Raw genomic sequence first — 23,285 nt, 5'->3', positions numbered from 1 at the left:
CGCTCCGGCTCCCTGCCCCCCGATAGAAGAAGGAAATCCCATGACGAAGATCAAGGTCGAAAACCCGGTCGTCGAGCTCGACGGCGACGAGATGACACGGATCATCTGGCAGCTCATCAAAGACAAGCTGATCCACCCCTATCTCGATATCGACCTCAAATATTACGATCTGGGGATCGAAGCGCGCGATGAGACCGATGACCAGATCACGGTCGATGCGGCAAACGCGATCAAGGAATATGGCGTGGGCGTCAAATGTGCGACCATCACGCCGGACGAAGCCCGGGTCGAGGAATTCGGCCTCAAGAAAATGTGGCGCAGCCCGAACGGCACGATCCGCAATATTCTCGGCGGCGTTGTTTTCCGTGAGCCGATCATCATCTCCAACGTGCCGCGGCTCGTCCCTGGCTGGACCCAGCCGATCATCATCGGTCGTCACGCATTTGGCGACCAGTATCGCGCGACCGACTTCCTCTTCCCCGGCAAGGGCAAGATCTCGATGAAGTGGGAAGGCGAATCCGGCGAGATCCTTGAATATGACGTGTTCGAAGCACCTAGCTCAGGTGTCGCCATGGGCATGTATAACCTTGACGACTCAATCCGCGATTTTGCCCGGGCCTGCTTCAATTACGGCGTGCAGCGCAAAATGCCGGTCTACATGTCGACCAAGAACACCATCCTCAAAAAATATGATGGCCGCTTCAAGGATCTCTTCCAGGAGATCTATGAGACCGAATTCAAAGGCGAGATGGAAAAACTCGGCACGATCTATGAGCACCGCCTCATCGACGACATGGTCGCAAGCTGCATGAAATGGTCGGGCGGTTATGTCTGGGCTTGTAAGAACTATGACGGGGACGTCCAGTCCGACACGGTCGCACAGGGCTTCGGCTCACTTGGCCTGATGACATCAGTTCTTCTGACCCCGGATGGCAAGACGGCGGAAGCCGAAGCCGCTCACGGCACGGTGACCCGCCACTACCGCGCTCATCAGCGTGGGGAGGAAACCTCGACCAACTCGATCGCTTCGATCTTTGCATGGACGCGTGGCCTCCTGCACCGCGCCAAGCTCGACAACACGCCGGAAGTCGCAAAATTCGCTGAGACGCTGGAGCAGACTGTCATCAAGACGGTCGAGGGGGGCAATATGACGAAGGATCTTGCGCTCCTTATCGGTGCCGAACAGGGCTGGCTCACCACGACCGGCTTCCTCGACAAGGTCGACGAGAACTTCCAGAAAGCCATGTCGTAACGGCAGGCGCAATTAAACGCGCCCATCAGCCTTGCGGTTCCCCGGATCACGCAAGGCTAGCATGACAAATCATTGAGCCCGGCCCTGCCCCTAGCAGAGCCGGGCTCTTTCATATCTGTCGGAACCATCCGCATACAGCTCGCGTTAACCAACCGTATACGAGCTAAACTATGGTGACGACATGACTTTCAATATTCGGAAGAAATCCAGATTACTTGGTACAGCCGGTCTGCTCGCAACAGCCTTTGTGATGCCAGCCTGTGCCGTCGATCCTTATGACGACTACCGTTATTACGATGATGTAGCCTATGGCTATGATCGGTATGATGACAATGACCGTCGGTATTACGGCAATGACACAGTCTATCTAGAAGACGTCTCGACACGTGGCGGCATTGATGAGGCGCGCCGTGCGCATCGCAACAACAGCGAATATTACGCTGAGCGCGTTGACGGTAATTGCGAGAACGTCGTGACGGTCCGACGTGGCGACACTCTGTCTGATATCGCAGAATATTGCGACGTGCCGGTCCGCGCGTTGATGGAGACAAACAGCCTTTACAGCCCGCACAAGCTGGAAGTCGGCCAGCGACTGCGCGTGCCTTATGTGAAGGGCAATGTCTATGAAGGCGTCCAGTTTTTCCAGGCGCGCTATTCGCAGGACAAGCGCCCGGAATACCAGGCGCCACGCCGCGACTATCAGCCTGCGCGGGACGATTACTATCAACCGCGCCGTGACAATGTCGCCTATTACACGGCCCGCCGGGGCGAAGACCTCGATGATATCAGTGAGCGCTTTGAGATCAGTGAGCGGACAATCATCTCTCTCAACCCGCAGCTCCTGCATGACGATGTCGATACGGGCGACCGCATTGCCCTGCCCGAAGAAGTCGTGCGCTATACGCAATCTGACCGCCGTTCGGATAATCGCCGCTATGACGATGACCGCCGCCGGTATCAGGACCACACCCGCTACGATCCGGTGATCCGCCTATCGAACGATACGATCCGTCGTGGCGAGGATATCGAGATCATCGTTGAGGACCTGCCGCCTGAATCGGACATCATCCTCTCCTTTGGCGACAGTCAGGACCGCATGCGCGAATATCATCGCGCCTCGACCGACCGAGACGGCCGCTATCGTCACGAGATTAGCTTTGAGGATGACGACTATCGCCGCGATCAGGTGATTGTCGGCGTCCGAACAGCGGACAACAAATACCGCGTCTACTCAAAGCCGGTGCGCTATTCGCAGCAATACTCCCACCTCAACTAGAGTGAGCTTGCGATCTGCATCTCAAAAGCGGGCTTTCGGGCCCGCTTTTTTGTACGCGTCTTGTCGGGTTCGCCGACAGACTGAAAAACGGCGGGAGCGCTGCACAGACCTCAGCGAAGAGCAGTGAATTAAAAGGTCATTTTCACTGCTCGTTACAATGTTGCTCTTAAGACCGAGGCCCGGCATGTTGAGAGACGTGCCGGGCTGGCTTGTTAAGGGGTACTGATGGCGGGAAAGCGTGAAGTGGGTGAATTCCCTCTGAAGGTCACGAATGTGACCAAATCATATGGGTCTTTCACTGCCGTCAATGATCTCAGCTTCGCTGTCCGCCGCGGCGAGATTTACGGATTTCTCGGCCAGAACGGCGCGGGGAAGACGACGACCCTGCGCATGATCATGGATATCGTCCCGCCGACTTCCGGCGAGGTGAATGTCCTTGGCGCAACCCGCCCCCGCACCGTCAAGCATCAGGTAGGCTATCTCCCCGAAGAACGCGGGCTTTATCGCAAGATGAAGGCGCGTGACACGATCGCCTATTTTGCGCGCCTGAAAGGCGTACCCGCCGGCAAGGCCCGGGCGCGCGGCGAGCAACTCCTTGAGGAATTCGGCCTCGGTGAATTCTCGAAATCAAAGATCGAGACCCTGTCCAAAGGCATGGCGCAAAAGGTCCAGCTTCTCTCCGTCATCGCGCATGAGCCGGACCTCATAATCCTTGATGAGCCCTTTTCCGGGCTCGACCCGGTGAACCAGAAAGTCCTTGAGACCATGATCCTCAATCTGCGGGATCAGGGCCGGACGATCGTCTTCTCGACCCATGTGATGGAACATGCGGAGCGGCTCTGTGACCGCTTCTTGATGATCCGCAAAGGGAAGAAAGTCTTCGAAGGCACGCTGGATGCGGCGCGCGGCATGGAACAGCCAACCCTGATCCTCCAGACGCCGGACGATCCCCTGCCGCTCCTTGATGTGCCGGGAGTCGTTGACATTCTCGCGCAGGACAAGGGCCGTTACCGCCTCGTTATCGAGGACGATGCCGACCGTCAGGCGATCCTTGCTTTTGCCCTTAACAACAATATCCGCATCCTGTTCTTCGGTCAGGAAGAACGTTCTCTGCACGATATTTTCTTCCGCCTCGCCGGCGCCGAGGAGGTCCAGTCCGCATGAACGCGCTTCTCCAGCTCATCACGCATGAATACCGCAAATATGTCTTCACGCGCGGCTTCCTCGCTTTCATTATGATCATCCCGCTGGCCGGGGCGTTCGGCGCCTTTGCCAACAAGATCAGCGATAAGGCCTCGCCGATCCGGCATTTCGTCGTGCTCGACGAGACAGGCGAGTTCATTCCACGGATCGATGATGCGCTTGCCGACCGGGATGCCGAGGATACGCTCGGCGTTTGGGATCAGTATGCCTATCAATGGGTCAGTCCTAATGAGGACGGCACATTCCCGCTCGAGCCGCCTTTTGCGCCCGGTGATCCGTCCCCGGATCGGGCCAGCCAGTTTTACGAGGCCGGCGGCACCGATGCGGCCCTTGCAGCCGCAAAACCCTATCTGAAAGACGGTGCGCCAGAAGTACCATCCGTTCGGGCCCGCTATGTCCGGGTCGGCCTGCCCATGGATGTCCCTGCTGCCGGAGATCAGCAGAGCCAGATCGAACAGCTTCTGCCTTATCTCAACGGCAAGAAAATGCTGGCTGATGACCGTGCGCTGTTCGCCGTCGTCGTCATCCCCGCTGATATTCGCGAAGGCCGTCAGGTCGGCTTCTGGACGAACAACCTCATCGCCTCTGACCTCTCTGGGTTCATCGGCCGCGCGCTGGGTGAAACCCTGCGCAATGAAGCCTTCACGGCAGAAGGGCTCGATGTCACGGTCGTCGACCGCATTCGCCAGATCCAGGTGTCGGTGAACGAGATCAAGGCCGATCAGGCGGGCGGCGAAGACGGTGCGGCGGCCCGTGTGCGGACCGTGATTCCGCTCGTTCTCGCCTATACGCTTTTCATCATGATCACCTCGGTCGGCGGTATGCTGCTGACCAACACGGTCGAGGAGAAATCCAACAAGATCGTTGAGATGCTGCTCTCGTCTGTGTCCGCGACCCAGCTGATGATCGGCAAACTTGTCGGCCTCGCGCTGGTCGGCATCACCATGCCGGCCCTCTTCCTTGGGATCGGCTATCTGCTGCTCACTTTTTTCGGGGCGGATGCAGCGCCCGGCACAGCGGCGGAGATTATCGGCGCGATCAAGGGCGGGCTCTTCGGCTCACCTCTCGTGCCGCTCTTCTTCCTCTATTTCGTGCTCGGCTATCTCTTTTATTCGTCAATCTATCTGGCGGTCGGTGCAATGAGCGATTCCATTCAGGACGCACAGAGCTTTGTCGTACCGCTCACGCTCATGCTGCTCCTGCCGCTGCCATTCCTCAGCCTCGTCATTCAGGATCCGAACGGCATTGTTGCGCGCGTTCTGACCTTCATTCCTCTTTATACGCCCTATGCGGTGATGCTGAGGATATCCGCCCAGCCGCCTTTCTGGGAGATAGCGGCCGCAACTGCCCTTCTCCTCTTCGTCGTCGGCTATGTCGTCTTCACCATGGGGCGGATCTATCGCAAAGGCGTCCTCTCCAGCTCCGGCGCGCCGAGCTGGAAGGAATTCCTGAACCTTGTGCGGCGGTGAGGCCCGGCAGGGAAAAATGAGCGCTAAGGTCTCTCAAATCCAATGCTGGAGCTGAACAGTCATCGGTGGTCGAAGCTCTCCCATGCATATGGCACGGCATCTGATATTCCAGGCTTGCTGGCAGCGCTTGAGAAATGCCCGCCGGCTGAGGACGAAGAGAGCGAACCCTATTTCACGCTCTGGAGCAGTCTTTGCCATCAGGGGGACATTTATACGGCATCATATGCCGCGCTTCCGCATCTCATCAGGGTATGTCTCGAACAGCCTGCCCGTACTCACTGGTCCGTCTTGCAGCTGGCCGTCTGTATTGAAATCGCGCGTCTCTCCAATCGGGGGCCTGACATGCCCAAGGATCTGGGTGCCGCCTATAAGGCCGCGTTGGGCCATTTCCCTGAGACCGTCCTTCATCTGACGAAAAACCAGAAAAGCCCCGATTTGGCCGCCATCTCTGCCAGCGCCACCGCGCTCAGCCAGGGCGAGCTGGTTCTGGCCGAGGCCATCCTTGAGATGGATCGCGAAACGGCGAGCGCATTTCTGCGCTGGTTCCGGGCGCAATAGGCCTTACGCCTCCAGCTCGGCATCCCAGTAAAGATAATCGTGCCAGCTGTGGTGCAGATAGTTTGGCGGGAACGCACGGCCTTTTTCATTCAGCTCGAACATATTCGGCTGATGCGGTGGCTGGAAGGGATGCATACCGACGACATGCGGCATCTTATTCCCCTTACGGAGGTTACAGGGGCTGCACGCCGTCACGATATTCTGCCACGTCGTCTTGCCGCCTTTCGAGCGGGGAATGAAATGGTCGAAGGTCAGATTGTCCTTATCCTTCGTGCCGCAATACTGACAGGCGAACCCGTCGCGCAGGAAGACATTGAACCGTGTGAAGGCAGGTTTTCTCGAGTGATTGACGTAGGTTTTCAGTGACACGACCGAAGGGAGCCGCATCGCAAAACTCGGGCTTTTCACCTCAGTCTCATATTCGGCGATCACGTCAACGCGATCGAGGAAGACGGCTTTGAGCGTATCCTGCCATGACCACAGGGATAACGGGAAGTAGCTCAAGGGCCGGAAATCGGCATTCAACACAAGAGCGGGACACCCGTCAGGGGCATGGCGGAGCTGCTGCACCGTTACCTCCTCCTCATGAACTGGAGAGGTCGGTGCACCGTTCGCCTACAGCCTATTCGGCTGGTGGCGTCATGCCGGACAAGGGCATGGGCGATATGTCGGCTCAAAATCGTGAACCCGACTACTCCTTCGAGCGAAAACCCGGAACCACTTTCCGGGCCTTTTCAAGCTCATACCTGATTCTATGTGACAGTTTCTTGTCATAAATCCAAGTGGGACAAAAGAATACGCTCCCAACCGCCCGGCATCACTGGCTTGCCGCCATGGCCGATGACCCTCACAAAGGGATCGGAGACGCCATCCAGGGGGCGACTCCGCGGCAAGAAAAAGCGCGAGAACCGCGCATTGGAGGAACTATGTCTCGTCTGAACTGGACGCTTTGCTCGGCTCTCGCGCTGGGTATGGCCAGCATCCCTGGAACCGCTTCGGCCACGGGCCCAGCGGTCAGCTATTTCGACATCAAGAACCCCGAAGACATTGCGCCCATTGGGGAGACCGGCATGGCAATTGTCTCCTCCTTCGCACCGGCGGTGGATGGGGCGGCTCCCCTTTATCTCCTCGATCTTTCGGGCGGCCATCTGACCCCGCTTCATGCGGCCTACCCGGATAATACGGTGATGGATGGCCAATGTGGCGCGCCCGAAGCGCCGGTTCATGCTCACGGCATCGATATTCATCCGAAGTCGGATGGCTATTATGAGCTACTCGTCGTCAATCATGGCGGCCGCGAAGCCATCGAGATCTATGAGATCAACATGAATGGCGACGGACCCACCCTCGCCTGGACGGGGTGCGAGATCGTGCCGGCGAAGATCTCACCGAATGACGTGACCGCCCTGCCCGATGGCGCCTTTGCGGTCAGCTCTTTCGGGATGAAGGATGATCCGGAGACGGTGCAGAAGATCCTGTCAGGCCAGCCGACCGGCGCCATCATTGAATGGACGGTCAGCGGCGGCTGGCACACCCATGACAGAACGAGCTTCTCCGGCCCCAATGGCGTGATCGCGAGCCCCGACGGCACGGCGCTTTATGTCGCTGACTGGGGCACGAGCAGCATCCATGTCCTGACACGAAGTGATGGCAGTCTGCGCAAACTCGCGGATCTTGATTTCCACCCGGACAATCTCAGTCTGACAGCAGATGGCCATGTCGTGGCGGCGGGCCAGTTCGGCACGCCGGAGGAAATCTGGGCGTGTGTGCTCTCCGCCGAACCGCGCTGCGATCTGCCCGGCCGGGTGGCGAGCATCAATCCTGAGACGGGCGAGGTGATGACGCTCATCGACACTGGCGACAGCTATGGCGCGGTCTCAATCGGCCTCGTCTATGGCGGCACCGTCTGGGTCGGCGCCTTCCATGATGACCGGCTGGCGAGGTACAGGGACGAATAGACGCTAAAAAGCGTATTTTTCGAACAGGACCGAGATATCGCCTCCGGCTTCCTTGACATCGCGCATCAGGGTGCAGGCAAAGCTGTTCCCTGTCCGTGAGATCTCCTGCAGAGGTTCAAGGAAGCCGCGTTCATCCGTGCCGCCCGTATCGAGCTGGGCCCGGCGTTTGAGGCCAGCGGAGCTGAGCGCCAGCACGTCCTGCGCCAGCTCCCGCAGATGCCGCCCGGCGATCTCGGCATGCATGCCCTTTTCGGCGGCATCGAGGCGGAACTGGGCACGCTGTTCCGGTGTCCAGTCCTTGACGAGATCCCATGCACCGCTGAGCGATTCCGCATCATAGAGGAGCCCGACCCAGAAGGCGGGCAGCGCACAGATACGGCCCCAGCTCCCTGAATCCGCGCCGCGCATCTCAAGGAAAGTCTTGAGGCGGACTTCCGGGAATGCGGTTGAGAGATGATCCTTCCAGTCCTCGATGGTCGGCCGGACACCCGGCGCGACGGCCAGCTCGCCCTTGAGGAAGTCGCGGAAGGAATACCCCGTCGCGTCGATATACTCACCGTCGCGCCAGACGAAATACATCGGCACATCGAGCATATATTCGGTGTACCTCTCGAACCCGAAGCCGTCCTCGAAGACAAAATCGAGCATGCCCGTCCGGTCAGGGTCGGTATCAGTCCAGATATGCGCCCGCCACGACCGGAAACCATTCGGTTTTCCATCCGTGAAGGGAGAATTGGCAAACAGCGCCGTTGCCAGCGGTTGCAGCGCCAGCGAGGTGCGGAACTTGGCCACCATGTCGGCTTCATCGGCAAAGTCGAGATTGACCTGTACGGTCGCGGTCCTGTGCATCATGTCGAGGCCAAGGTCACCGCGTTTGGGCATATAGGCCCGCATGATGCCGTAACGGCCTTTCGGCACTTTGGGCATGTCGTCGCGCGACCAGCCGGGTGCAGCACCGAGTCCGATGAACCCGACCCCCATAGGATCGGAGACGGCCTTCACCTCGGCTAGGTGGGTGTGCACCTCATTACAGGTCTGGTGGATCGTCTCGAGCGGCGCGCCGGAGAGCTCGAACTGCCCGCCGGGCTCCAGCGTGATCGAGGCGCCATCCTTTTTGAGCGCCACCAGATGGTCGCCCTCATAAAGACGCTCCCAGCCGAAACGGTCGGAAAGCCCGGCGAGGACGGTCTCGATCGACCGCTCACCGGAGAATGGCAGGGGCGCGAGCGTATCGGTCAGGAAGCCGAATTTCTCGTGCTCGGTGCCGATGCGCCAATCGGCTTTCGGCTTGGCGCCGGAGGCAAGATAGGCAGACAGCTCACTCACACTTTCGACGGGCGGAAGATCGCCTCTTGTACTCGCGTCGAGTTGGGTCATGCACCCTCTCCTCCGGCTCAATCACGCGCCTCTAGGCCGTTCGGCCGCAAAGAGGAAGCACTCCGGTCACCAGAAATCGGCAGGGGGGCATTAGCGGAAGTCACCCTGATGGGCCTGCAGGATTGTGATGGCCGCAATCGCGGCGGTTTCGGCTTTCAGGATGCGGGGGCCGAGCGAGACGGCGAGCACGCCGTCACGTTCCCGCAGCATGGCCCGTTCCTCGGGGCTGAAGCCGCCTTCGGGACCGATAAGGAGCGCCCAGGGGCCGCCAGTCTCGGCATCCGCCAGCCGGGTGGCCATGGGCGTGGCCCGGCCGTGTTCGCCGCCCCAGCGCTGATCGGACGCATCTCCAGCTTCGTCGCAAAAGACGAGCCGGGTGCCGGATGGCAGGGCATCAAGCGCTGCCTCCAGAGGGACGGGCTCGGCGATTTGCGGCAGGTCAAGCCGTTCGCATTGCTCGGCGGCTTCCATCGCAATGATCTCAAGCCGGTCGGCTTTGAGCCCGCCTTTGGCAAGCTGGGTGCGCCGGGTCACGACGGGCTGGAAGCTCCGGACACCGAGTTCTGTCCCCTTTTGGATGATCAGCTCGGTCGGATCTTTCTTGAGTGGCGCAAACAGCAGGGTGAGGTCCGGTACCGTAACCTGTTCTCGGGTCTGGACGCTTAGCGTCACCGCGCCGCGGCGTTTCTCCGCCCCCTGAATATGGGCGCGCCATTCCCCGTCACGGCCATTAAAGAGGAGGACCTCGTCCCCCTCCCCAAGCCGCAGGACATTGTGAAGGTAATGCCAGCGCGCGCCATCAAGTGGCAGGCCAGCTCCCGCTTCCAAATCGGAAGGAAGGAACAGTCTCGGCGGTGGTTTCGCCATCTGGCCTCAGGCGATGCTTAGAACGGGATTTCGTCGTCGAGTTCGAAGTCCCGGCCCCCGCCGCCACCACGATCCTCATTCATGCCGCCGCTGCCGCCGGAAATCTGCTGGCCATAGCCGCCGCCCATATTGTCGCCGCCGCCACGGCTGTCGAGCATGGTCAGCTCGGAGCGGAAGGGCCGCAGCACGACTTCGGTCGTGTACCGGTCATTACCGTCCTTGTCCTGCCATTTGCGGGTCTCAAGCTGGCCTTCGATATAAACCTTGGAGCCTTTTTTGAGATAGTTCTGGGCCACCCGGACGAGCGGTTCAGACATGATGGCGACGCGGTGCCATTCGGTGCGCTCACGACGCTCACCAGAATTCTTGTCCTTCCAGCTTTCGGATGTCGCGATCGACAGGTTTGCCACCTGGCCGCCATTGGAGAAGGACCGGATTTCCGGATCCTGTCCCAGATTGCCCACGAGAATGACTTTATTGACGCTGCCGGCCATGGCTCTTCACTCCTTCGATCAAGGCAACCCGCTTAAGGGATTTACCTCTACTCCCGCCACCCGCCCGTAGCGGTGGTTTTTCCCCAATGTTTCATATTTGTTCCAGAGGTAGCGATATCCCGGCCCGATCACAAGGGCAAGTTGCAGCCCACCGTGGTTATTCGGTCACTCGACATCCAGAGAGCCTGTGATTACGTAACGGCCATGAGCAGAGCTCTCGCCATCCTTCTGTCGTTCTTCATCCTCACCATGCAAACGGTGACGGCTGCGCACGCGACTGAGTATGGCGACGGACCGCACGAGCACCAGGGAACTGAGTGTCTGATCTCCAAGGCGGGCGACCGTCATGATGATGACTGGGATGTGCCGCCTGAAGTCGTCCTGCTTATCCTGCCGCGTTTTGAGGCGGCAACTTGCAGCTTCGTCCAGAAAGCCCTTCTGATCCCGACGGTCACGGTGACACCACCGGGCCGTGCGCCTCCGCTGAGCTGAGAACCTACCTTACCATTAAATTTGGCCGGTACGCTGACGAGTGGGCTCCGTGAGGGAAGCCCGCATTTCGCGTCCGGTGGTTCTCATCATACGGAGCGAATCCATGAAGAAGTCTGAACTGCGCATGTTCTGCGCCCTGTCTGTCCTGTCCGCCGCGGTACCTGCATTCGCACAGGAAGACGAAACCGCCTCTGAACCCGAAGACCTGATCATCGTGACCGGGGCCCCTTTTGCCGAGACTGAAGACGAAATCCTGACTGGTACGTCTGTGCTGAGCGGTGAAGAGCTGGCCCGCTCGGCGGCAGCGACGATCGGTGAAACCCTGCGCCGTGAGCCTGGGATCTCGACAACATTCTTCGGGGCCGGTGCCTCCCGTCCGATTATCCGGGGCCAAGGCGGCGACCGCATCCGAGTTCTCGATAACGGGATCGGCTCGATCGATGCGTCTTCGGCCAGTCCTGATCACGCGGTGGCTGTCGAACCGGCACTTGCCGAGCGCATCGAGATCATCCGCGGCACGTCTGTTCTGCGTTATGGCAGCTCGGGCTCAGGCGGTGTCGTCAATGTGATCGATGGCCGACTGCCGTCCGAAGTCCCTGAGAACGGTTTCGAAGGCGCTATTCGCGGCGGTGTCACATCGGTCGATGACGGGTCGGAAACTGCCGGTGGTGCCAATTTCCTACTCGGCACTTTCGGCGATCTCTCCCTCGTCGGTCACGCCAGCTTCGCGCTGCGCAAGGCCGGCGACTACGATATTCCGGGCTTTGCTGAATCTTCCCTCCTCCGCGCCATGGAAGAAGAGGAACACGAGCACGAAGAAGAAGAGGAGGAACATCACGATCACGAGGAAGAGGAAGAAGTCCGTGATACGCTCGAGAACTCCTTCGCTGAAACAGAAAGCTTCACGGGTGGTCTCTCCCTGATCGGCGAGCGCGGCTTCTTTGCCATTGCGGCCAAGAGCTCGGGCACGACTTACGGTATTCCGGCGGGCCATGATCATGGTCACGGCCATGCAGAAGAGCATGAAGAAGAGGAAGATCACGAAGAGGAAGAGCACGGCCACGAGGAAGGCGGCGTCTTCATCGAGCTCGATCAGACCAGGATCGACTTCAATGGCCGGTTCGAATTCCTCTCCGGCCCGTTCGAAGCCGTCCAGCTCTTCGGCGGCTTTGCCGATTATGAGCATACGGAATTTGAAGGCCCCGGCGAACCGGGCACCGTCTTCTCGAATGAAGGCCATGAAGTTCGGCTGGAACTCGTCCAGACGACCCGGAATGGCTGGCGCGGCGCCAGCGGTATCCAGATCCGCAAACGTGACTTCTCGGCCATCGGCGAGGAAGCCTTCGTGCCTCCGAGTGAGACCGAGCAATACGGCATCTACACCTTCCAGGAATGGGAGTCCGGTCCCTGGCATACCGAGGGCGCGCTGCGTTATGAGAATACCGAGCAGAGCAACCCGACCCTAGGCCTCGTCAAGACCTTTGACGCCTATAGCGCTTCGGTTGGTGCAGCTTATCACTTCAGCGATCATGTCATGGCGGGCCTGACCGGCTACCGGACGGAACGTGCGCCTACGACTGAAGAGCTGTTCTCGAACGGCCCGCACCTTGCGACCGGTCAGTATGAGATTGGCGATATCAATCTCGGCAAAGAAGTCGCAACCGGTATCGAGGGCGTCCTGCGCATGCACAATGCGCGTGCCGGCGTGACCCTCAACGTGTTCTACACGGATTATCGGGATTACGTTTACGAAGCCGATACCGGCTTGACCGGGGCGGATATCCTGATGGCCGAAGGCGAGATGGATGAGGAAGAGCTGGAGGAATTCGGTGAGCTTGCCGCCTTCCAGTTCACGGCAGCCGATGCGGTCTTCACCGGCTTTGAAATCGAAGCTGATGCGAAACTGGCCGAAGCCGGAGCATTCATGATTTCAGGTGATGCTGTCATCGACTATGTCGATGCCGAAGTGGATGGCGGCGACACCCTGCCGCGCATTCCGCCTTTCGGCGCAACGCTCGGGGTCAATGCCGAAAGCGAGCGTCTCTTCCTTCGCGGCGAGATCGAATATTCGGCGGAACAGGACGAGGTGACCGAGTTCGAGCTGCCGACCGACAGCTACACACTCGTCAATCTTTATGCGGACGTCACACCGTTCCGGGATTTCGAGAATGTGACTTTGAGCGCGGCTCTGCTCAACGCCACCGATGAGGAGGCACGGGTGCATACCTCCTTCCTCAAGGATGAAGTGCCGCTGCCGGGCCGGAATGTTCGCTTCTCGGTGACCTACCGGTTCTGATCTGCCGGAACCGGAGCGGGCCGCTGTCCGTTCCTTTTCCATGGCAGACACAATCGAAAGCGTCGGCGCTCTTCTCGATGCATTGGAGCGCCGTCACGAAAATGAACGCAAAGTCAGCATTGGCTGGCTGTTCGATCAGTTGGGGGACCGGACCTATGGCCCGGCCCTCCTCCTGCCTGCCCTGATTGAGATCTCCCCGATCGGCGGCATTCCCGGCGTGCCGACATTTCTCGCCGGGCTGATCATTCTCTTCTCCGTTCAGATCCTGATGGGCCAGCGGCATCTCTGGCTGCCGGGCTTTGTTCAGCGCCGCCGTATCAGTCATGACCGTCTGATGCAGGCGAGCCGCGCATTACGTCCTGTCGCACGTCGCCTCGACAACTGGTTTCACGGTCGTTTGGAATGGTTCACACAGAGCGGATGGGACCGTGTGGTCGCACTCATCTGTATACTGTTCGCTCTGACCGTCCCGCCGCTCGAATTCATTCCCTTTGCCAGCACGATCCCAATGGCGGCAATCGCGCTTTTCGGCCTGTCGCTCCTCCTGCGAGATGGCGCGCTGGTTCTGGCGGGCCTCACGCTGGCCATTGCAGGCATCGCCGCCGGTAGCTACTTCCTGATGAGATGAACATTATGTTCTTCTATTGTTCCAAAGCGCCAATGGCGCTACGGACAGACCGACTCATCACCCATCGCGGAGGCCATCCTTGTCGCTCAAAGAGATCACCGTTACCGGCGCGCGGGAGCACAACCTCAAAAACGTGACCGTCTCGCTGCCGCGCGATGCGCTAACGGTGGTGACCGGCCTCTCAGGTTCGGGGAAATCCTCTCTCGCCTTCGACACGATTTATGCCGAGGGCCAGCGGCGCTATGTCGAGAGCCTCTCAGCCTATGCGCGCCAGTTCCTTGAGCTGATGCAGAAGCCCGATGTTGACCAGATTGAGGGCCTCTCCCCCGCCATCTCCATCGAGCAAAAGACGACCTCGAAAAACCCCCGCTCGACCGTCGCGACGGTGACCGAGATCTACGACTATATGCGCCTTCTCTGGGCGCGAGTCGGCGTGCCCTATTCTCCGGCGACGGGTGAGCCGATCACCGCGCAGACGGTCTCGGAAATGGTCGACCGGCTGATGGCCGCGCCGGAGGGCGCGCGCTATTACCTGCTCGCACCGATGATCCGGGGACGGAAGGGCGAGTATCGCAAGGAACTCGCCGAGCTGATGAAGAAAGGCTTCCAGCGGGTCCGCATCGATGGCGAGTTCTACGACATCGCCGACGCGCCAAAGCTCGACAAGAAATTCAAGCACGACATCGATGTCGTCGTTGACCGGCTGGTCGTCAAAGCGGGGCTGGAGCAGCGTCTCGCCGAAAGCTTCGAGACCGCGCTCGATCTCGCCGATGGCCTGGCCGTCGCGGAAAGCGCTGATGGCGGCAAGAAGGGTGAGCCCGAGAAACTGACCTTCTCGGCAAAATTCGCCTGCCCGGTTTCGGGCTTCACGATTGAGGAAATCGAGCCGCGGCTCTTCTCCTTCAACTCACCGCAGGGGGCCTGCCCCACCTGTGACGGACTTGGCACGCGGATGGAGTTCGATGCCGATCTTGTAATACCGGATACGGATAAAAAGCTCCGCGAGGGCGCGATTGCGGCGTGGTCGAAGACCCAGAGCCCCTATTACACCCAGACCCTCGAAGCGCTCGGCAAGAAATATGGCTTCACGGTTGAGGATCGCTGGCGTGACCTGACGGCGGCCCAGAAAAAGAAGATCCTGTTCGGCACGGGCGGCGAGAAGGTCCAGTTCGTCTATGATGACGGCGTGCGCCGCTATGACACGACCAAGACTTTCGAAGGCGTGATCCCGAACCTTGAGCGGCGCTGGCGCGAGACTGATAGCTCATGGGTGCGTGAGGAGATGGAGAAATTCCAGTCCAACACGCCGTGCGATGCCTGTGACGGCCAGAGGCTGCGCGAAGAAGCGCTGGCGGTGAAGATCGGTGGTCTTTCCATTTCGGACGTCTCCCAGAAATCCATCAGGGATGCGGATGAATGGTTTCGCGATATCGATAAGACCTTCTCTAAGAAACAGGCTGAAATCGCCGTCCGGGTGTTGAAAGAAATCCGCGACCGACTGCATTTCCTCAATTCCGTCGGGCTCGACTATCTCGGCCTTGGCCGGGCGTCGGGCACACTATCGGGCGGGGAAAGCCAGCGCATCCGGCTGGCCTCCCAGATCGGCTCCGGTCTGACGGGCGTTCTCTATGTTCTCGATGAGCCATCGATCGGCCTGCATCAGCGCGACAATGACCGCCTGCTAGAAACCCTCCGGCAGCTGAGGGATCTGGGCAACACCGTTGTCGTCGTCGAGCATGACGAGGATGCGATCCGCACGGCGGACCATGTCATCGACATCGGCCCCGGCGCAGGTGTCCATGGCGGCGAGATCGTCGCCTCAGGCACGCCCAAACAGATCATGGCGGACAAGAACTCGATCACCGGCGATTACCTCGCCGGCCGCAGGCTCGTGCCCGTGCCCGAGGAGCGCCGCGTCTTCGATCCCATACATGTCGTGACCATCAAGGGCGCGTCCTCGAACAACCTCAAAGACGTGACGGCTGAGTTCCCGGTCGGGCTCCTCACTTGCGTCACCGGTGTCTCGGGCGGCGGCAAATCGACCCTGACCATCGAGACGCTCTACAAGGCCGCAGCCCGCAAGCTGATGGGCACAAAGGCCGTCCCCGGAACATTTGAGGATATCACCGGCCTCGACCAGCTCGATAAGGTCATCGATATTGACCAGTCGCCCATCGGCCGCACCCCGCGTTCGAACCCTGCGACCTATACCGGCGCGTTCGGGCCGATCCGCGACTGGTATGCGGAGCTGCCGGAGTCAAAGGCGCGCGGCTACAAGCCCGGGCGCTTTTCTTTCAATGTGAAAGGCGGGCGCTGCGAGGCCTGCAAGGGCGACGGCGTCATCAAGATCGAGATGCACTTCCTGCCCGACGTCTATGTCACCTGCGATGTCTGCAAGGGGCGCCGCTATAACCGCGAGACGCTCGAAGTCGAGTTCAAGGGCAAGTCGATTGCCGACGTCCTCGACATGACGGTCGAGGAAGGCGCCGCGTTCTTCTCCGCTGTCCCCTCAATCCGCAACAAGCTCGTCACGCTCAACCGCGTGGGGCTCGGCTATATCAAGGTCGGTCAGCAGGCGACGACCCTGTCGGGCGGTGAAGCCCAGCGGGTGAAGCTGGCAAAGGAGCTCTCGAAAGTCGCGACCGGCTCGACCCTTTATATCCTCGATGAGCCGACAACGGGCCTTCACTTCGAAGACGTCCGCCGGCTGATGGAAGTGATCCAGGAACTTGCCGATAACGGCAATACGGTCGTTATCATCGAGCATAATCTCGACGTCATCAAACAGGCTGACTGGATCATCGATCTTGGTCCCGAAGGTGGTGATGGCGGCGGCGAGATCATCGCAACGGGTACGCCCGAAGATGTTGCGGATAACCCTGATAGCTATACCGGCCAGTTCCTCGCGCCGATCCTCGACCGGGTCGCCAAACCGGCCCGTAAGACGGCGACCAAAAAGACAGCGAAAAAGCGCACGACGAAGAAACGCAAAGCCGCCTGACGGCAGGGATCACGGAACTTCGGCGGGTCTTATTGGTTCATTCTTTATGGGCCAGAAACGTCTAAAAGCGCGCAAAGCCGTATTTATTCTGCTGGGACTGATTTTCCTCATTCCTGGGTTGGTGGTCTCGATTTCCCCGGTGCCGCTCGGATTTGTGCTGCTTCTGCCGGGCGTGACGTTCCTGATCATCGGCAGCCGCCAGTTCCGCCGGTGGATCCGGCGCCGGCGTGAGCGCAACTCTGAGATCAACGCGCGTATCATCACAGCCGAGGACAGCTTGCCCGGCCCTATCGCCGATCCTTTAAAGCTGACCCGCCCCAGAGAGCATGACGGAAATCTGATCCGTGAACAGAATTATCAGTGATCCCGATCTTCCGGTTCGCAGCCAATGCCGGAGACATGGCTGTTCAGTGCCTGCCAGCCAAGATCGGTTTCCGGGGTGCGGCGTAACAGATTGGAAGAGAAATATTCATGTCGGCAGGGCTCGCCCGTCTCATCGGTCCGGTCCGACCGCCCCTTGCCGCTGACCAGCACGAGGTCGTCACTGAACCAGTCGAAGCGCTCGATCGAATAAGTGAAATTCTCAGGGTTCCACTCATGGCTTGCAACCCAGGCGAGGGATTGTTCACGCGATTCGGCGGAACCGTCCGGCCCCAGATTGACGAAGGATGGCGCAAGGAATTCACCCAAGCCTTCGACATCCTGATTGCGGTAGAGGGAGGGCCAGACCTCCGATTTGATCGTCGCAATCTTTTCCTCATCCGCCTCCCGGTCGACCGGCATCGCGCAGATCGTCGCAACGGACATGAAAAGGCTCTTGAACATCGGCATTTCCTCCGCAGGAAGACTAGCCCTGACGGGCCGTCTGGGCCATCGATCCGGCCCTTCTCTGTGATGAAGAATTGGTGAGGTCCGGTGCCAGTCTATTTAGGCACGATGGACGAGCGCGCCACCCATCCCGGCCTGCAGCGCGACAAGAAATGCCTGAATAGCGATCAGAATGCCGCCGAGCATGATCCGGATGATCCATTCGACCCAGAAGCCTAGCCCCGTGTTCGGGTTGAACCCCTCAAGGCCCGATAGAAGGCTCGCCGCGCCATTCCAGAGGAAACCGAAAATGAAATGCAGGCTCCATGTCGTCACCCACAGCGTGGCAGTGCTCAGAACGATCCACAAAACGACAATGACGAACAGGCCCAGCACGTTAAGCCCCTTGGACAGCGCCAGCGACCGCTGGAGCGGCGCCCCACTCCCTGCCGCCACAAGATAGGGCCAGGCGAGCAAACGCAGGATCAGATAGAGCGAGACCAACGCAAATGGCAGGAAGATCACAAGATCGATGGTCCCGATCCCGAGCCCCAGAGTGCCGAGCCAGCCATCCGCTGCATCGATTAACGTATTGAGCCCCTCGAAAGGCTCATGCGTCGGGCCAAGTTCCGGGTGAAGTCCTCCGCCGCTCGCGATCTCGACCGTCTTGGTGCTCAACAGCGCATCAATCGCAGGCGTCGTAATTTTTGCAGCGAGCCCATAAAGCCGGGTCGCGAGAAAAACGACGCCGGTGAAACTCAGCGCCGCGGTCACGATGAAGAGGAGATGCTTGATCCCGAAACTCAAATGCAGGGAGCGGTGATGCGGGCGTTCGACCCCGGCGGCATAACGGGTCAGGGAGACGAGAACGCTCGCCTGCAGGATGGCGGCGATAAAGATCAGCCACACATATGGATTGATCGAGGCGAAGAGGTCTTTGACCGCAGCAAACCCGCCGCAATTGGCGGAACCACCACCAAAGCCGTTCATGTTCATCGAGCTACAGGCGGCGCCCCAAAAGGCATCTAAACTGCCCTGCCCCAGCGCAAAGACGACATCGGCAACCCGCGTGATCCAGCCCTTTTCCAGCACGAATCCCGTCTGCATGGCGGCGCCCTGCGGCAGGATCTCCTGATAGCTGAGATAAAATTCGAGCCCCATGATCAGGACGAGCGGCAGCCATGCAATGCGCAAAACGGTGCCAAAATGGCCCCCGGCAAAGCCGAGCGCCTCATAGATCACACCCATGATTGAGAGATGCGGCCGCCCCATCACGTCCTGTGCCCCCGAACTCATACCACCGGTAAGAGGCTATAGGCAGCCTCGCTCGCTGTCCACGGCTTATTGAGCCAAGGTTTCTGCCTATTGCCGGAAGATTTCCGGCACGCGCCACCACCGGCCATTCGGCCCGCCGCCTTCCTCTTCCCAGAAATCCTCGCGCGGCGCGCGAAGGCCTGTGCGGATCAGCTTGCCGATATCCTTCAGGATATAGAGATCGCCCCCATAATAATCGTGCTCATCAAGCGGGGTGAAACTCCGGTCCGGCAGGTTCGAGACATCGAGCGTGTCGAGCGTCGCATTGGTCAGGGTGATCGGTCCGTCCTCAGGCACGAACCCTGCGCGCGGTCCGCAGGCCTCCCCGCTTTGGAGGCGGCAGAGCTGGCGGGAGATATCCATCGAGACATCGCGCTTTGACGCATAAAGCGTCATGCCGCGGCCCAGCCCGTCGATCTGCTCTGCCCATTCGATGAAGCGGTCGCGGTCGACATCCGGCGCGGCAAAGATGATCTGGCCGAACTGCTCGCCCTCTTCCTCGGTTTCCTCGGCCAGCGCCGCCAGCACTTCCATCATCATGTAATTGCCCATGGAGTGGGCGATGATATGGATGTTCTGGCTGTCCGTATCCTGACGGACCATGTCGAGGAACTGCCGGAAATAGCGCCTTGCGGCCTCTGCTTCCTCGCGGGAGGCGCGATAGGCGGGCGCGGCATTGACCCCGCTATGCTGCTGGGTAGGCCAGCTATAGATCATCGCCTGTCCGTCAAACTCGCCATCGACCTTGAGCTGTGCGGCACGCATCGCGGCGCTTTTGAAACTGACGTTAAATCCGTGCACGAAGATGAAGGCGCTGTCCTTATCGGCCAGCGTCGCCATGAACTCCTCTTCGGAAAGATAGCCATAGTCGACAAAGACGAAGTGTTTCTTGGGATCGAGCGCAAAGCCAAGGCGCTTGCCGGCGATCTCGGGCGGCCGGCTGATCGTGCCGATCTCGCGCTTTTTCGGCACCGTAACTGTGATATCGCCAAGCAGTAGGCGGCGGCCATTCAGCATGGTGAAGGGTGTCTCCGGCGTGCTGCCGAAACGGTTGAAGCTCTCAAGCTCCTTGCCGAAAATGATCTGCCGGTTGGAGCCGAAAAGGATGTTCACGGCCTGACAGCTCTCATCCACAAGGCAGGCCGAAACAGATGGCTCGATATCTTCTGGCGCCGGCATCATGTCGGGTTCAGGCTCCGGTGGCGGGGGTGGTGCCATCGGTGGAGGCGGCGGTGGGGGTGGTGGCGCCATGTCTCCAGTTGTCTGACAGGCGGCAAGGACAGCCAGAAAGGCCAACACGAGCAAGCGTGACAATCGTGAAATCCGCATGAACCCCTCCGGGATGATCCTGAGTGTCGCCCTTCTCGGTCATTTCGGTTCTTTCGCCAAGAATGGCCTGCAATGACTGTCACGCGATTGACCCCATTGAAACCGGAGGCCTGCCGCCCTTATTGAGGCGCCATGACAGATATCACGATCATTGGCGCCGGGCTTGCAGGGTCAGAGGCCGCCTGGCAGGCCGCCGAAGCTGGCGCGACCGTCACCCTTCACGAAATGCGGCCCGTCAAAGGCACCGACGCGCACCAGACTGGGCTCTGCGCGGAACTTGTCTGCTCGAACTCCTTCCGCTCGGATGATGCCGAAACCAACGCAGTCGGCCTCCTTCATGAAGAGATGCGGCGTTGTGGTTCGCTGATCCTCAAATGCGCGGACGCCCATCAGGTGCCCGCCGGCGGAGCCCTCGCCGTTGACCGGGACGGATTCTCCCAGGCCGTGACCGACGCGCTTGAGGCGCATCCGAACATCACGATCCTCCGTGAGGAGATCACCGCCTTGCCCGAGCCCGGGAGCAATGCCATCATCGCGACCGGCCCCCTCACCTCCGGCGCGCTCGCCGATGCGATCAAGGAAGTTGCCGGAGACGATGACCTCGCCTTCTTCGATGCCATCGCGCCGATCATCCATAAGGAATCGATCGACTTCGACAAGGCATGGTTCCAGTCCCGCTATGACAAGCCGGGCCCCGGCGGGACGGGCAAAGACTATATCAACCTCGCCATGGACGAGGGTGAGTATAACGCCTTTCTCGATGCGCTGATCGCGGGCGAGAAAACCGAGTTCAAGGACTGGGAAAAAGACACACCCTATTTCGAGGGCTGCCTGCCGGTCGAGGTGATGGCCGAACGGGGCCGAGAGACCTTACGCTTCGGGCCGATGAAGCCGGTCGGCCTCACCAATCCGCATAAGGACGTGAAACCTCACGCGGTCGTCCAGCTGCGGCAGGATAATGCCCTCGGCACGCTCTATAATATGGTGGGCTTCCAGACGAAGCTGAAATATGGGGCGCAGTCGGAGGTCTTCCGGATGATACCGGGGCTTGAGAATGCGCAATTCGCCCGTCTCGGCGGCATTCACCGGAACACCTTCCTCAATTCGCCGAAGATTCTCGGGACTGACCTTGCCGTCAAATCACGGCCGGGCCTGCGCTTTGCCGGGCAGATCACGGGCGTTGAGGGCTATCTTGAAAGCGCTGCTATCGGGCTGCTGACGGGGCGTTTTGCGGCGGCCGAAGCCAAGGGCGGCACCCCGTCCCTTCCGCCGCGCACGACCGCGCTCGGGGCCCTCCACTTCCATATCACCGAAGGCCATATCGATGGCGGCAAGGGCAGCTTTCAGCCGATGAATGTCAATTTCGGCCTCTTCCCGGAAATGACCGCGCCGTCCCGTGACGCTGAGGGCAAGCGCCTGCGCGGCAAGGAAAAAGGCCGTGCCAAGAAGAGGCTGATGAGCGCGCGAGCCCTCGAAGACCTTGCCCAATGGCTCGGTCAGGCAAAGGCAGCCTGACCGCTACGCCTCTTTCTGCGGCCAGATCATTCGCTTCATCGTGCCATCCTTGTCGATGACGAGGTGCTTGAGCGCCCCGACGACATGCAGAACGATCAGTGGCCAGAACAGGTTCGGCGCATAGGCGTGAATCGTCTCAAGCCCTTCATGCAGCCAGCCGATCCGCTCCATCGGGCTTTCCAGCACAAACCAGTCAAAGACCCGCAAAGGCCGCCCGCCCGTCCAGGCAAGGAACGGCCCCGTCAGGATCTGACAGCAGATCATCAGGATCCAGAGCCGCTTCACCCATTTTGACAACAGCACCAGATAGGGATGCTGTTCGTATTCGGACGGTCTTTTCTGCAGGAAAAACTGGATGACGAAGGCGGCGAGGAAGAACAGGAACAGGACGCCGATCGACTGGTGAAGCCGGATCGCGGAGAGAATGACCTCGCGTGCCGCGCCGTCCTCTTTCGCATGCTCGATCCTCTCGCCGAGCACATACATCGTGATCACCCCGACCGCGGAGATCCAGTGAAGTCCGATGGCGATCCAGCCATAGGCGGCGCGAGAATTCTTGAGCATCGGCGTCCGGTTTGTTGCGAGCTATTATCAGAACGAGACCTACTGAGCCCTCATCCGCAAGGCAAGAGGAGAACATTAAAGAAACATCTTGCGTGTTCTTTTTCTGTTCACTATGATGGACTCATGCAAACGTCGCTCACATTTACCCAGAATGCGGACCTGCCCGTCATCCTCGACCGCCTCGAGCGGTCCTATGGACGGGCGACCCGGCACAAACGCGATGCCATGCGGCAACTCATCTTCATGGTGGTGGCGCAGGGCGCAGCTCCCTCGGTGGGGCTGGCTGTCTTTGACCGGCTTCAGGCGGTCTATCCCAGCTGGGCGCGCTTGCGCGATGCCGAGCCGCGCGACCTAGAGGCGCTATTTATCGGCCTGCCGGACCGGGAGAAAAAGGCGCGGGCCATCCCCGAAATTCTCAAAGCGATCGAAGCCGAGCATGGCGAGCTCGATCTCGACCATCTGGCGGAGATGTCGACCGACGCGGCGCGCATCTGGCTTGCCGCCCTGCCCGGTGTCAGCCTGTCGGTGGCGTCCGCCGTTCTTGCATTCTCAACCTTGGAGCGTCCGTCACTCGCTGTTGACCGCGAGAATGTGCGCCCGATGCGGCGGCTCGGGCTCTGCCCGCAGGGCACCCCTCTTTCAGCGGTCCCGCGTGAAGTCATGGAAGGTGCCCCGGCTGACTGGTCCGGTGCCCAGATGGCCAGCCTCTCTCATGGACTGGGGCGTCTCGCAGCCACTGTCTGCCAGCGCGGCAAGCCTGCCTGTCAGCGCTGCCCGCTGATGACACTTTGTCCGTCGAGCGGTCACGTCGCCGAAGTCCTCGCCTTTCCCAGCGCCGAAGCCCGGCAGGCATGGGCGGCTAAACGCTCCGCTTAAGGACTTATC

At 60.0% G+C, this 23,285-nt stretch carries 21 protein-coding genes; 13 read left to right on the top strand and 8 right to left on the bottom strand.

Translation table 11 applies throughout. The annotated features are described in order from the left end of the window. The first annotated feature begins 40 nt into the window (after window positions 1–40). The 5 genes from DX908_RS01415 to DX908_RS01395 all read left to right on the top strand — a co-directional run bounded on the left by DX908_RS01415 (window position 41) and on the right by DX908_RS01395 (window position 5,758). Complete coding sequence (locus DX908_RS01415; protein WP_116390686.1) at window positions 41–1,252, top strand: NADP-dependent isocitrate dehydrogenase; 1,212 nt, start codon at window positions 41–43, stop codon at window positions 1,250–1,252. A 181-nt stretch (window positions 1,253–1,433) separates the two neighbouring features. Further along, entirely contained in the window at window positions 1,434–2,528 is a 1,095-nt protein-coding gene (locus DX908_RS01410; protein WP_116390685.1) for a LysM peptidoglycan-binding domain-containing protein, read from the top strand. Window positions 2,529–2,753: 225 nt separating this feature from the next. Continuing rightward, window positions 2,754–3,692 carry an ABC transporter ATP-binding protein gene (locus DX908_RS01405; protein ID WP_116390684.1) on the top strand — a complete coding sequence of 313 codons (939 nt, stop codon included), beginning with the start codon at window positions 2,754–2,756 and terminating at the stop codon, window positions 3,690–3,692. Next, window positions 3,689–5,200: an ABC transporter permease gene (locus DX908_RS01400; RefSeq protein ID WP_116390683.1), complete on the top strand. Its 1,512-nt coding sequence runs from the start codon at window positions 3,689–3,691 to the stop codon at window positions 5,198–5,200. Before DX908_RS01405 ends, DX908_RS01400 begins: the two co-directional genes overlap by 4 nt. 42 nt (window positions 5,201–5,242) lie before the next feature. After that, entirely contained in the window at window positions 5,243–5,758 is a 516-nt protein-coding gene (locus tag DX908_RS01395; protein WP_116390682.1) for a hypothetical protein, read from the top strand. 3 nt (window positions 5,759–5,761) lie between these two features. On the opposite strand, the gene DX908_RS01390 is transcribed toward DX908_RS01395, so the two are convergent. Next, on the bottom strand, window positions 5,762–6,328 hold the full coding sequence (locus DX908_RS01390; protein ID WP_116390681.1) for an HNH endonuclease: 567 nt from the start codon (window positions 6,326–6,328) through the stop codon (window positions 5,762–5,764). Between the two features lie 356 nt (window positions 6,329–6,684). Here DX908_RS01390 and DX908_RS01385 point away from each other — a divergent pair, with 356 nt between their 5' ends. Further along, window positions 6,685–7,716, top strand: a complete 1,032-nt coding sequence (locus DX908_RS01385) for an SMP-30/gluconolactonase/LRE family protein (protein ID WP_158548405.1) — start codon at window positions 6,685–6,687, stop codon at window positions 7,714–7,716. A 3-nt stretch (window positions 7,717–7,719) separates the two neighbouring features. Here the strand turns inward: DX908_RS01385 and DX908_RS01380 are convergent, their stop codons facing one another. The 3 genes from DX908_RS01380 to ssb all read right to left on the bottom strand — a co-directional run bounded on the left by DX908_RS01380 (window position 7,720) and on the right by ssb (window position 10,454). Then, window positions 7,720–9,093 (bottom strand): glutamate--cysteine ligase, encoded by a 1,374-nt coding sequence (locus DX908_RS01380; RefSeq protein WP_116390679.1) that lies wholly within the window; start codon window positions 9,091–9,093, stop codon window positions 7,720–7,722. A 90-nt stretch (window positions 9,094–9,183) separates the two neighbouring features. After that, on the bottom strand, window positions 9,184–9,960 hold the full coding sequence (locus DX908_RS01375) for a 16S rRNA (uracil(1498)-N(3))-methyltransferase (protein WP_116390678.1): 777 nt from the start codon (window positions 9,958–9,960) through the stop codon (window positions 9,184–9,186). A 17-nt stretch (window positions 9,961–9,977) separates the two neighbouring features. Further along, window positions 9,978–10,454, bottom strand: a complete 477-nt coding sequence (ssb, locus tag DX908_RS01370) for a single-stranded DNA-binding protein (RefSeq protein WP_116390677.1) — start codon at window positions 10,452–10,454, stop codon at window positions 9,978–9,980. 204 nt (window positions 10,455–10,658) lie between these two features. Here ssb and DX908_RS01365 point away from each other — a divergent pair, with 204 nt between their 5' ends. The 5 genes from DX908_RS01365 to DX908_RS01345 all read left to right on the top strand — a co-directional run bounded on the left by DX908_RS01365 (window position 10,659) and on the right by DX908_RS01345 (window position 17,235). Continuing rightward, on the top strand, window positions 10,659–10,946 hold the full coding sequence (locus tag DX908_RS01365; RefSeq protein WP_116390676.1) for a hypothetical protein: 288 nt from the start codon (window positions 10,659–10,661) through the stop codon (window positions 10,944–10,946). A 103-nt stretch (window positions 10,947–11,049) separates the two neighbouring features. Then, window positions 11,050–13,242, top strand: coding sequence for a TonB-dependent receptor (locus DX908_RS01360; protein ID WP_116390675.1), 2,193 nt, complete (start codon window positions 11,050–11,052; stop codon window positions 13,240–13,242). A 40-nt stretch (window positions 13,243–13,282) separates the two neighbouring features. Continuing rightward, window positions 13,283–13,870 (top strand): exopolysaccharide biosynthesis protein, encoded by a 588-nt coding sequence (locus DX908_RS01355; RefSeq protein WP_116390674.1) that lies wholly within the window; start codon window positions 13,283–13,285, stop codon window positions 13,868–13,870. A 79-nt stretch (window positions 13,871–13,949) separates the two neighbouring features. After that, complete coding sequence (gene uvrA, locus DX908_RS01350; RefSeq protein ID WP_116390673.1) at window positions 13,950–16,871, top strand: excinuclease ABC subunit UvrA; 2,922 nt, start codon at window positions 13,950–13,952, stop codon at window positions 16,869–16,871. A gap of 46 nt (window positions 16,872–16,917) precedes the next feature. Then, on the top strand, window positions 16,918–17,235 hold the full coding sequence (locus tag DX908_RS01345) for a hypothetical protein (protein ID WP_116390672.1): 318 nt from the start codon (window positions 16,918–16,920) through the stop codon (window positions 17,233–17,235). On the opposite strand, the gene DX908_RS01340 is transcribed toward DX908_RS01345, so the two are convergent. The 3 genes from DX908_RS01340 to DX908_RS01330 form a co-directional block, all read right to left on the bottom strand. Beyond that, window positions 17,229–17,696, bottom strand: coding sequence for a Cif family virulence factor (locus tag DX908_RS01340; protein WP_158548404.1), 468 nt, complete (start codon window positions 17,694–17,696; stop codon window positions 17,229–17,231). The genes DX908_RS01345 and DX908_RS01340 overlap by 7 nt on opposite strands. A 102-nt stretch (window positions 17,697–17,798) precedes the next feature. Further along, window positions 17,799–18,974 carry a hypothetical protein gene (locus DX908_RS01335; RefSeq protein WP_158548403.1) on the bottom strand — a complete coding sequence of 392 codons (1,176 nt, stop codon included), beginning with the start codon at window positions 18,972–18,974 and terminating at the stop codon, window positions 17,799–17,801. Window positions 18,975–19,040: 66 nt separating this feature from the next. Beyond that, window positions 19,041–20,174 carry an alpha/beta hydrolase gene (locus DX908_RS01330; protein ID WP_158548402.1) on the bottom strand — a complete coding sequence of 378 codons (1,134 nt, stop codon included), beginning with the start codon at window positions 20,172–20,174 and terminating at the stop codon, window positions 19,041–19,043. A gap of 279 nt (window positions 20,175–20,453) precedes the next feature. Between DX908_RS01330 and trmFO the strand changes: the two genes are divergently transcribed. Next, a complete protein-coding gene (gene trmFO, locus DX908_RS01325; RefSeq protein ID WP_116390668.1) occupies window positions 20,454–21,836 on the top strand; it encodes a methylenetetrahydrofolate--tRNA-(uracil(54)-C(5))-methyltransferase (FADH(2)-oxidizing) TrmFO in 1,383 nt (460 codons plus the stop codon). A 3-nt stretch (window positions 21,837–21,839) separates the two neighbouring features. Here the strand turns inward: trmFO and DX908_RS01320 are convergent, their stop codons facing one another. After that, complete coding sequence (locus DX908_RS01320; protein ID WP_116390667.1) at window positions 21,840–22,400, bottom strand: cytochrome b; 561 nt, start codon at window positions 22,398–22,400, stop codon at window positions 21,840–21,842. A 123-nt stretch (window positions 22,401–22,523) separates the two neighbouring features. On the opposite strand from DX908_RS01320, the gene DX908_RS01315 reads away from it, so the two are divergent. Continuing rightward, window positions 22,524–23,276: an endonuclease III domain-containing protein gene (locus DX908_RS01315; RefSeq protein WP_116390666.1), complete on the top strand. Its 753-nt coding sequence runs from the start codon at window positions 22,524–22,526 to the stop codon at window positions 23,274–23,276. Window positions 23,277–23,285: the final 9 nt, after the last annotated feature.

The organism is Parvularcula marina, assembly GCF_003399445.1.
Lineage (GTDB): Bacteria > Pseudomonadota > Alphaproteobacteria > Caulobacterales > Parvularculaceae > Parvularcula > Parvularcula marina.
This window is presented reverse-complemented; position numbering and strand designations above follow the sequence as displayed.

Coding starts and splice junctions, on each gene's coding strand:
- DX908_RS01415 (WP_116390686.1), top strand. CDS start 41: ATGACGAAGATCAAGGTCGAAAACCCGGTCGTCGAGCTCGACGGCGAC.
- DX908_RS01410 (WP_116390685.1), top strand. CDS start 1,434: ATGACTTTCAATATTCGGAAGAAATCCAGATTACTTGGTACAGCCGGT.
- DX908_RS01405 (WP_116390684.1), top strand. CDS start 2,754: ATGGCGGGAAAGCGTGAAGTGGGTGAATTCCCTCTGAAGGTCACGAAT.
- DX908_RS01400 (WP_116390683.1), top strand. CDS start 3,689: ATGAACGCGCTTCTCCAGCTCATCACGCATGAATACCGCAAATATGTC.
- DX908_RS01395 (WP_116390682.1), top strand. CDS start 5,243: ATGCTGGAGCTGAACAGTCATCGGTGGTCGAAGCTCTCCCATGCATAT.
- DX908_RS01385 (WP_158548405.1), top strand. CDS start 6,685: ATGTCTCGTCTGAACTGGACGCTTTGCTCGGCTCTCGCGCTGGGTATG.
- DX908_RS01380 (WP_116390679.1), bottom strand. CDS start 9,093: ATGACCCAACTCGACGCGAGTACAAGAGGCGATCTTCCGCCCGTCGAA.
- DX908_RS01375 (WP_116390678.1), bottom strand. CDS start 9,960: ATGGCGAAACCACCGCCGAGACTGTTCCTTCCTTCCGATTTGGAAGCG.
- ssb (WP_116390677.1), bottom strand. CDS start 10,454: ATGGCCGGCAGCGTCAATAAAGTCATTCTCGTGGGCAATCTGGGACAG.
- DX908_RS01365 (WP_116390676.1), top strand. CDS start 10,659: ATGAGCAGAGCTCTCGCCATCCTTCTGTCGTTCTTCATCCTCACCATG.
- DX908_RS01360 (WP_116390675.1), top strand. CDS start 11,050: ATGAAGAAGTCTGAACTGCGCATGTTCTGCGCCCTGTCTGTCCTGTCC.
- DX908_RS01355 (WP_116390674.1), top strand. CDS start 13,283: ATGGCAGACACAATCGAAAGCGTCGGCGCTCTTCTCGATGCATTGGAG.
- DX908_RS01345 (WP_116390672.1), top strand. CDS start 16,918: ATGGGCCAGAAACGTCTAAAAGCGCGCAAAGCCGTATTTATTCTGCTG.
- DX908_RS01340 (WP_158548404.1), bottom strand. CDS start 17,696: ATGTTCAAGAGCCTTTTCATGTCCGTTGCGACGATCTGCGCGATGCCG.
- DX908_RS01335 (WP_158548403.1), bottom strand. CDS start 18,974: ATGAGTTCGGGGGCACAGGACGTGATGGGGCGGCCGCATCTCTCAATC.
- DX908_RS01330 (WP_158548402.1), bottom strand. CDS start 20,174: ATGATGCCGGCGCCAGAAGATATCGAGCCATCTGTTTCGGCCTGCCTT.
- trmFO (WP_116390668.1), top strand. CDS start 20,454: ATGACAGATATCACGATCATTGGCGCCGGGCTTGCAGGGTCAGAGGCC.
- DX908_RS01320 (WP_116390667.1), bottom strand. CDS start 22,400: ATGCTCAAGAATTCTCGCGCCGCCTATGGCTGGATCGCCATCGGACTT.
- DX908_RS01315 (WP_116390666.1), top strand. CDS start 22,524: ATGCAAACGTCGCTCACATTTACCCAGAATGCGGACCTGCCCGTCATC.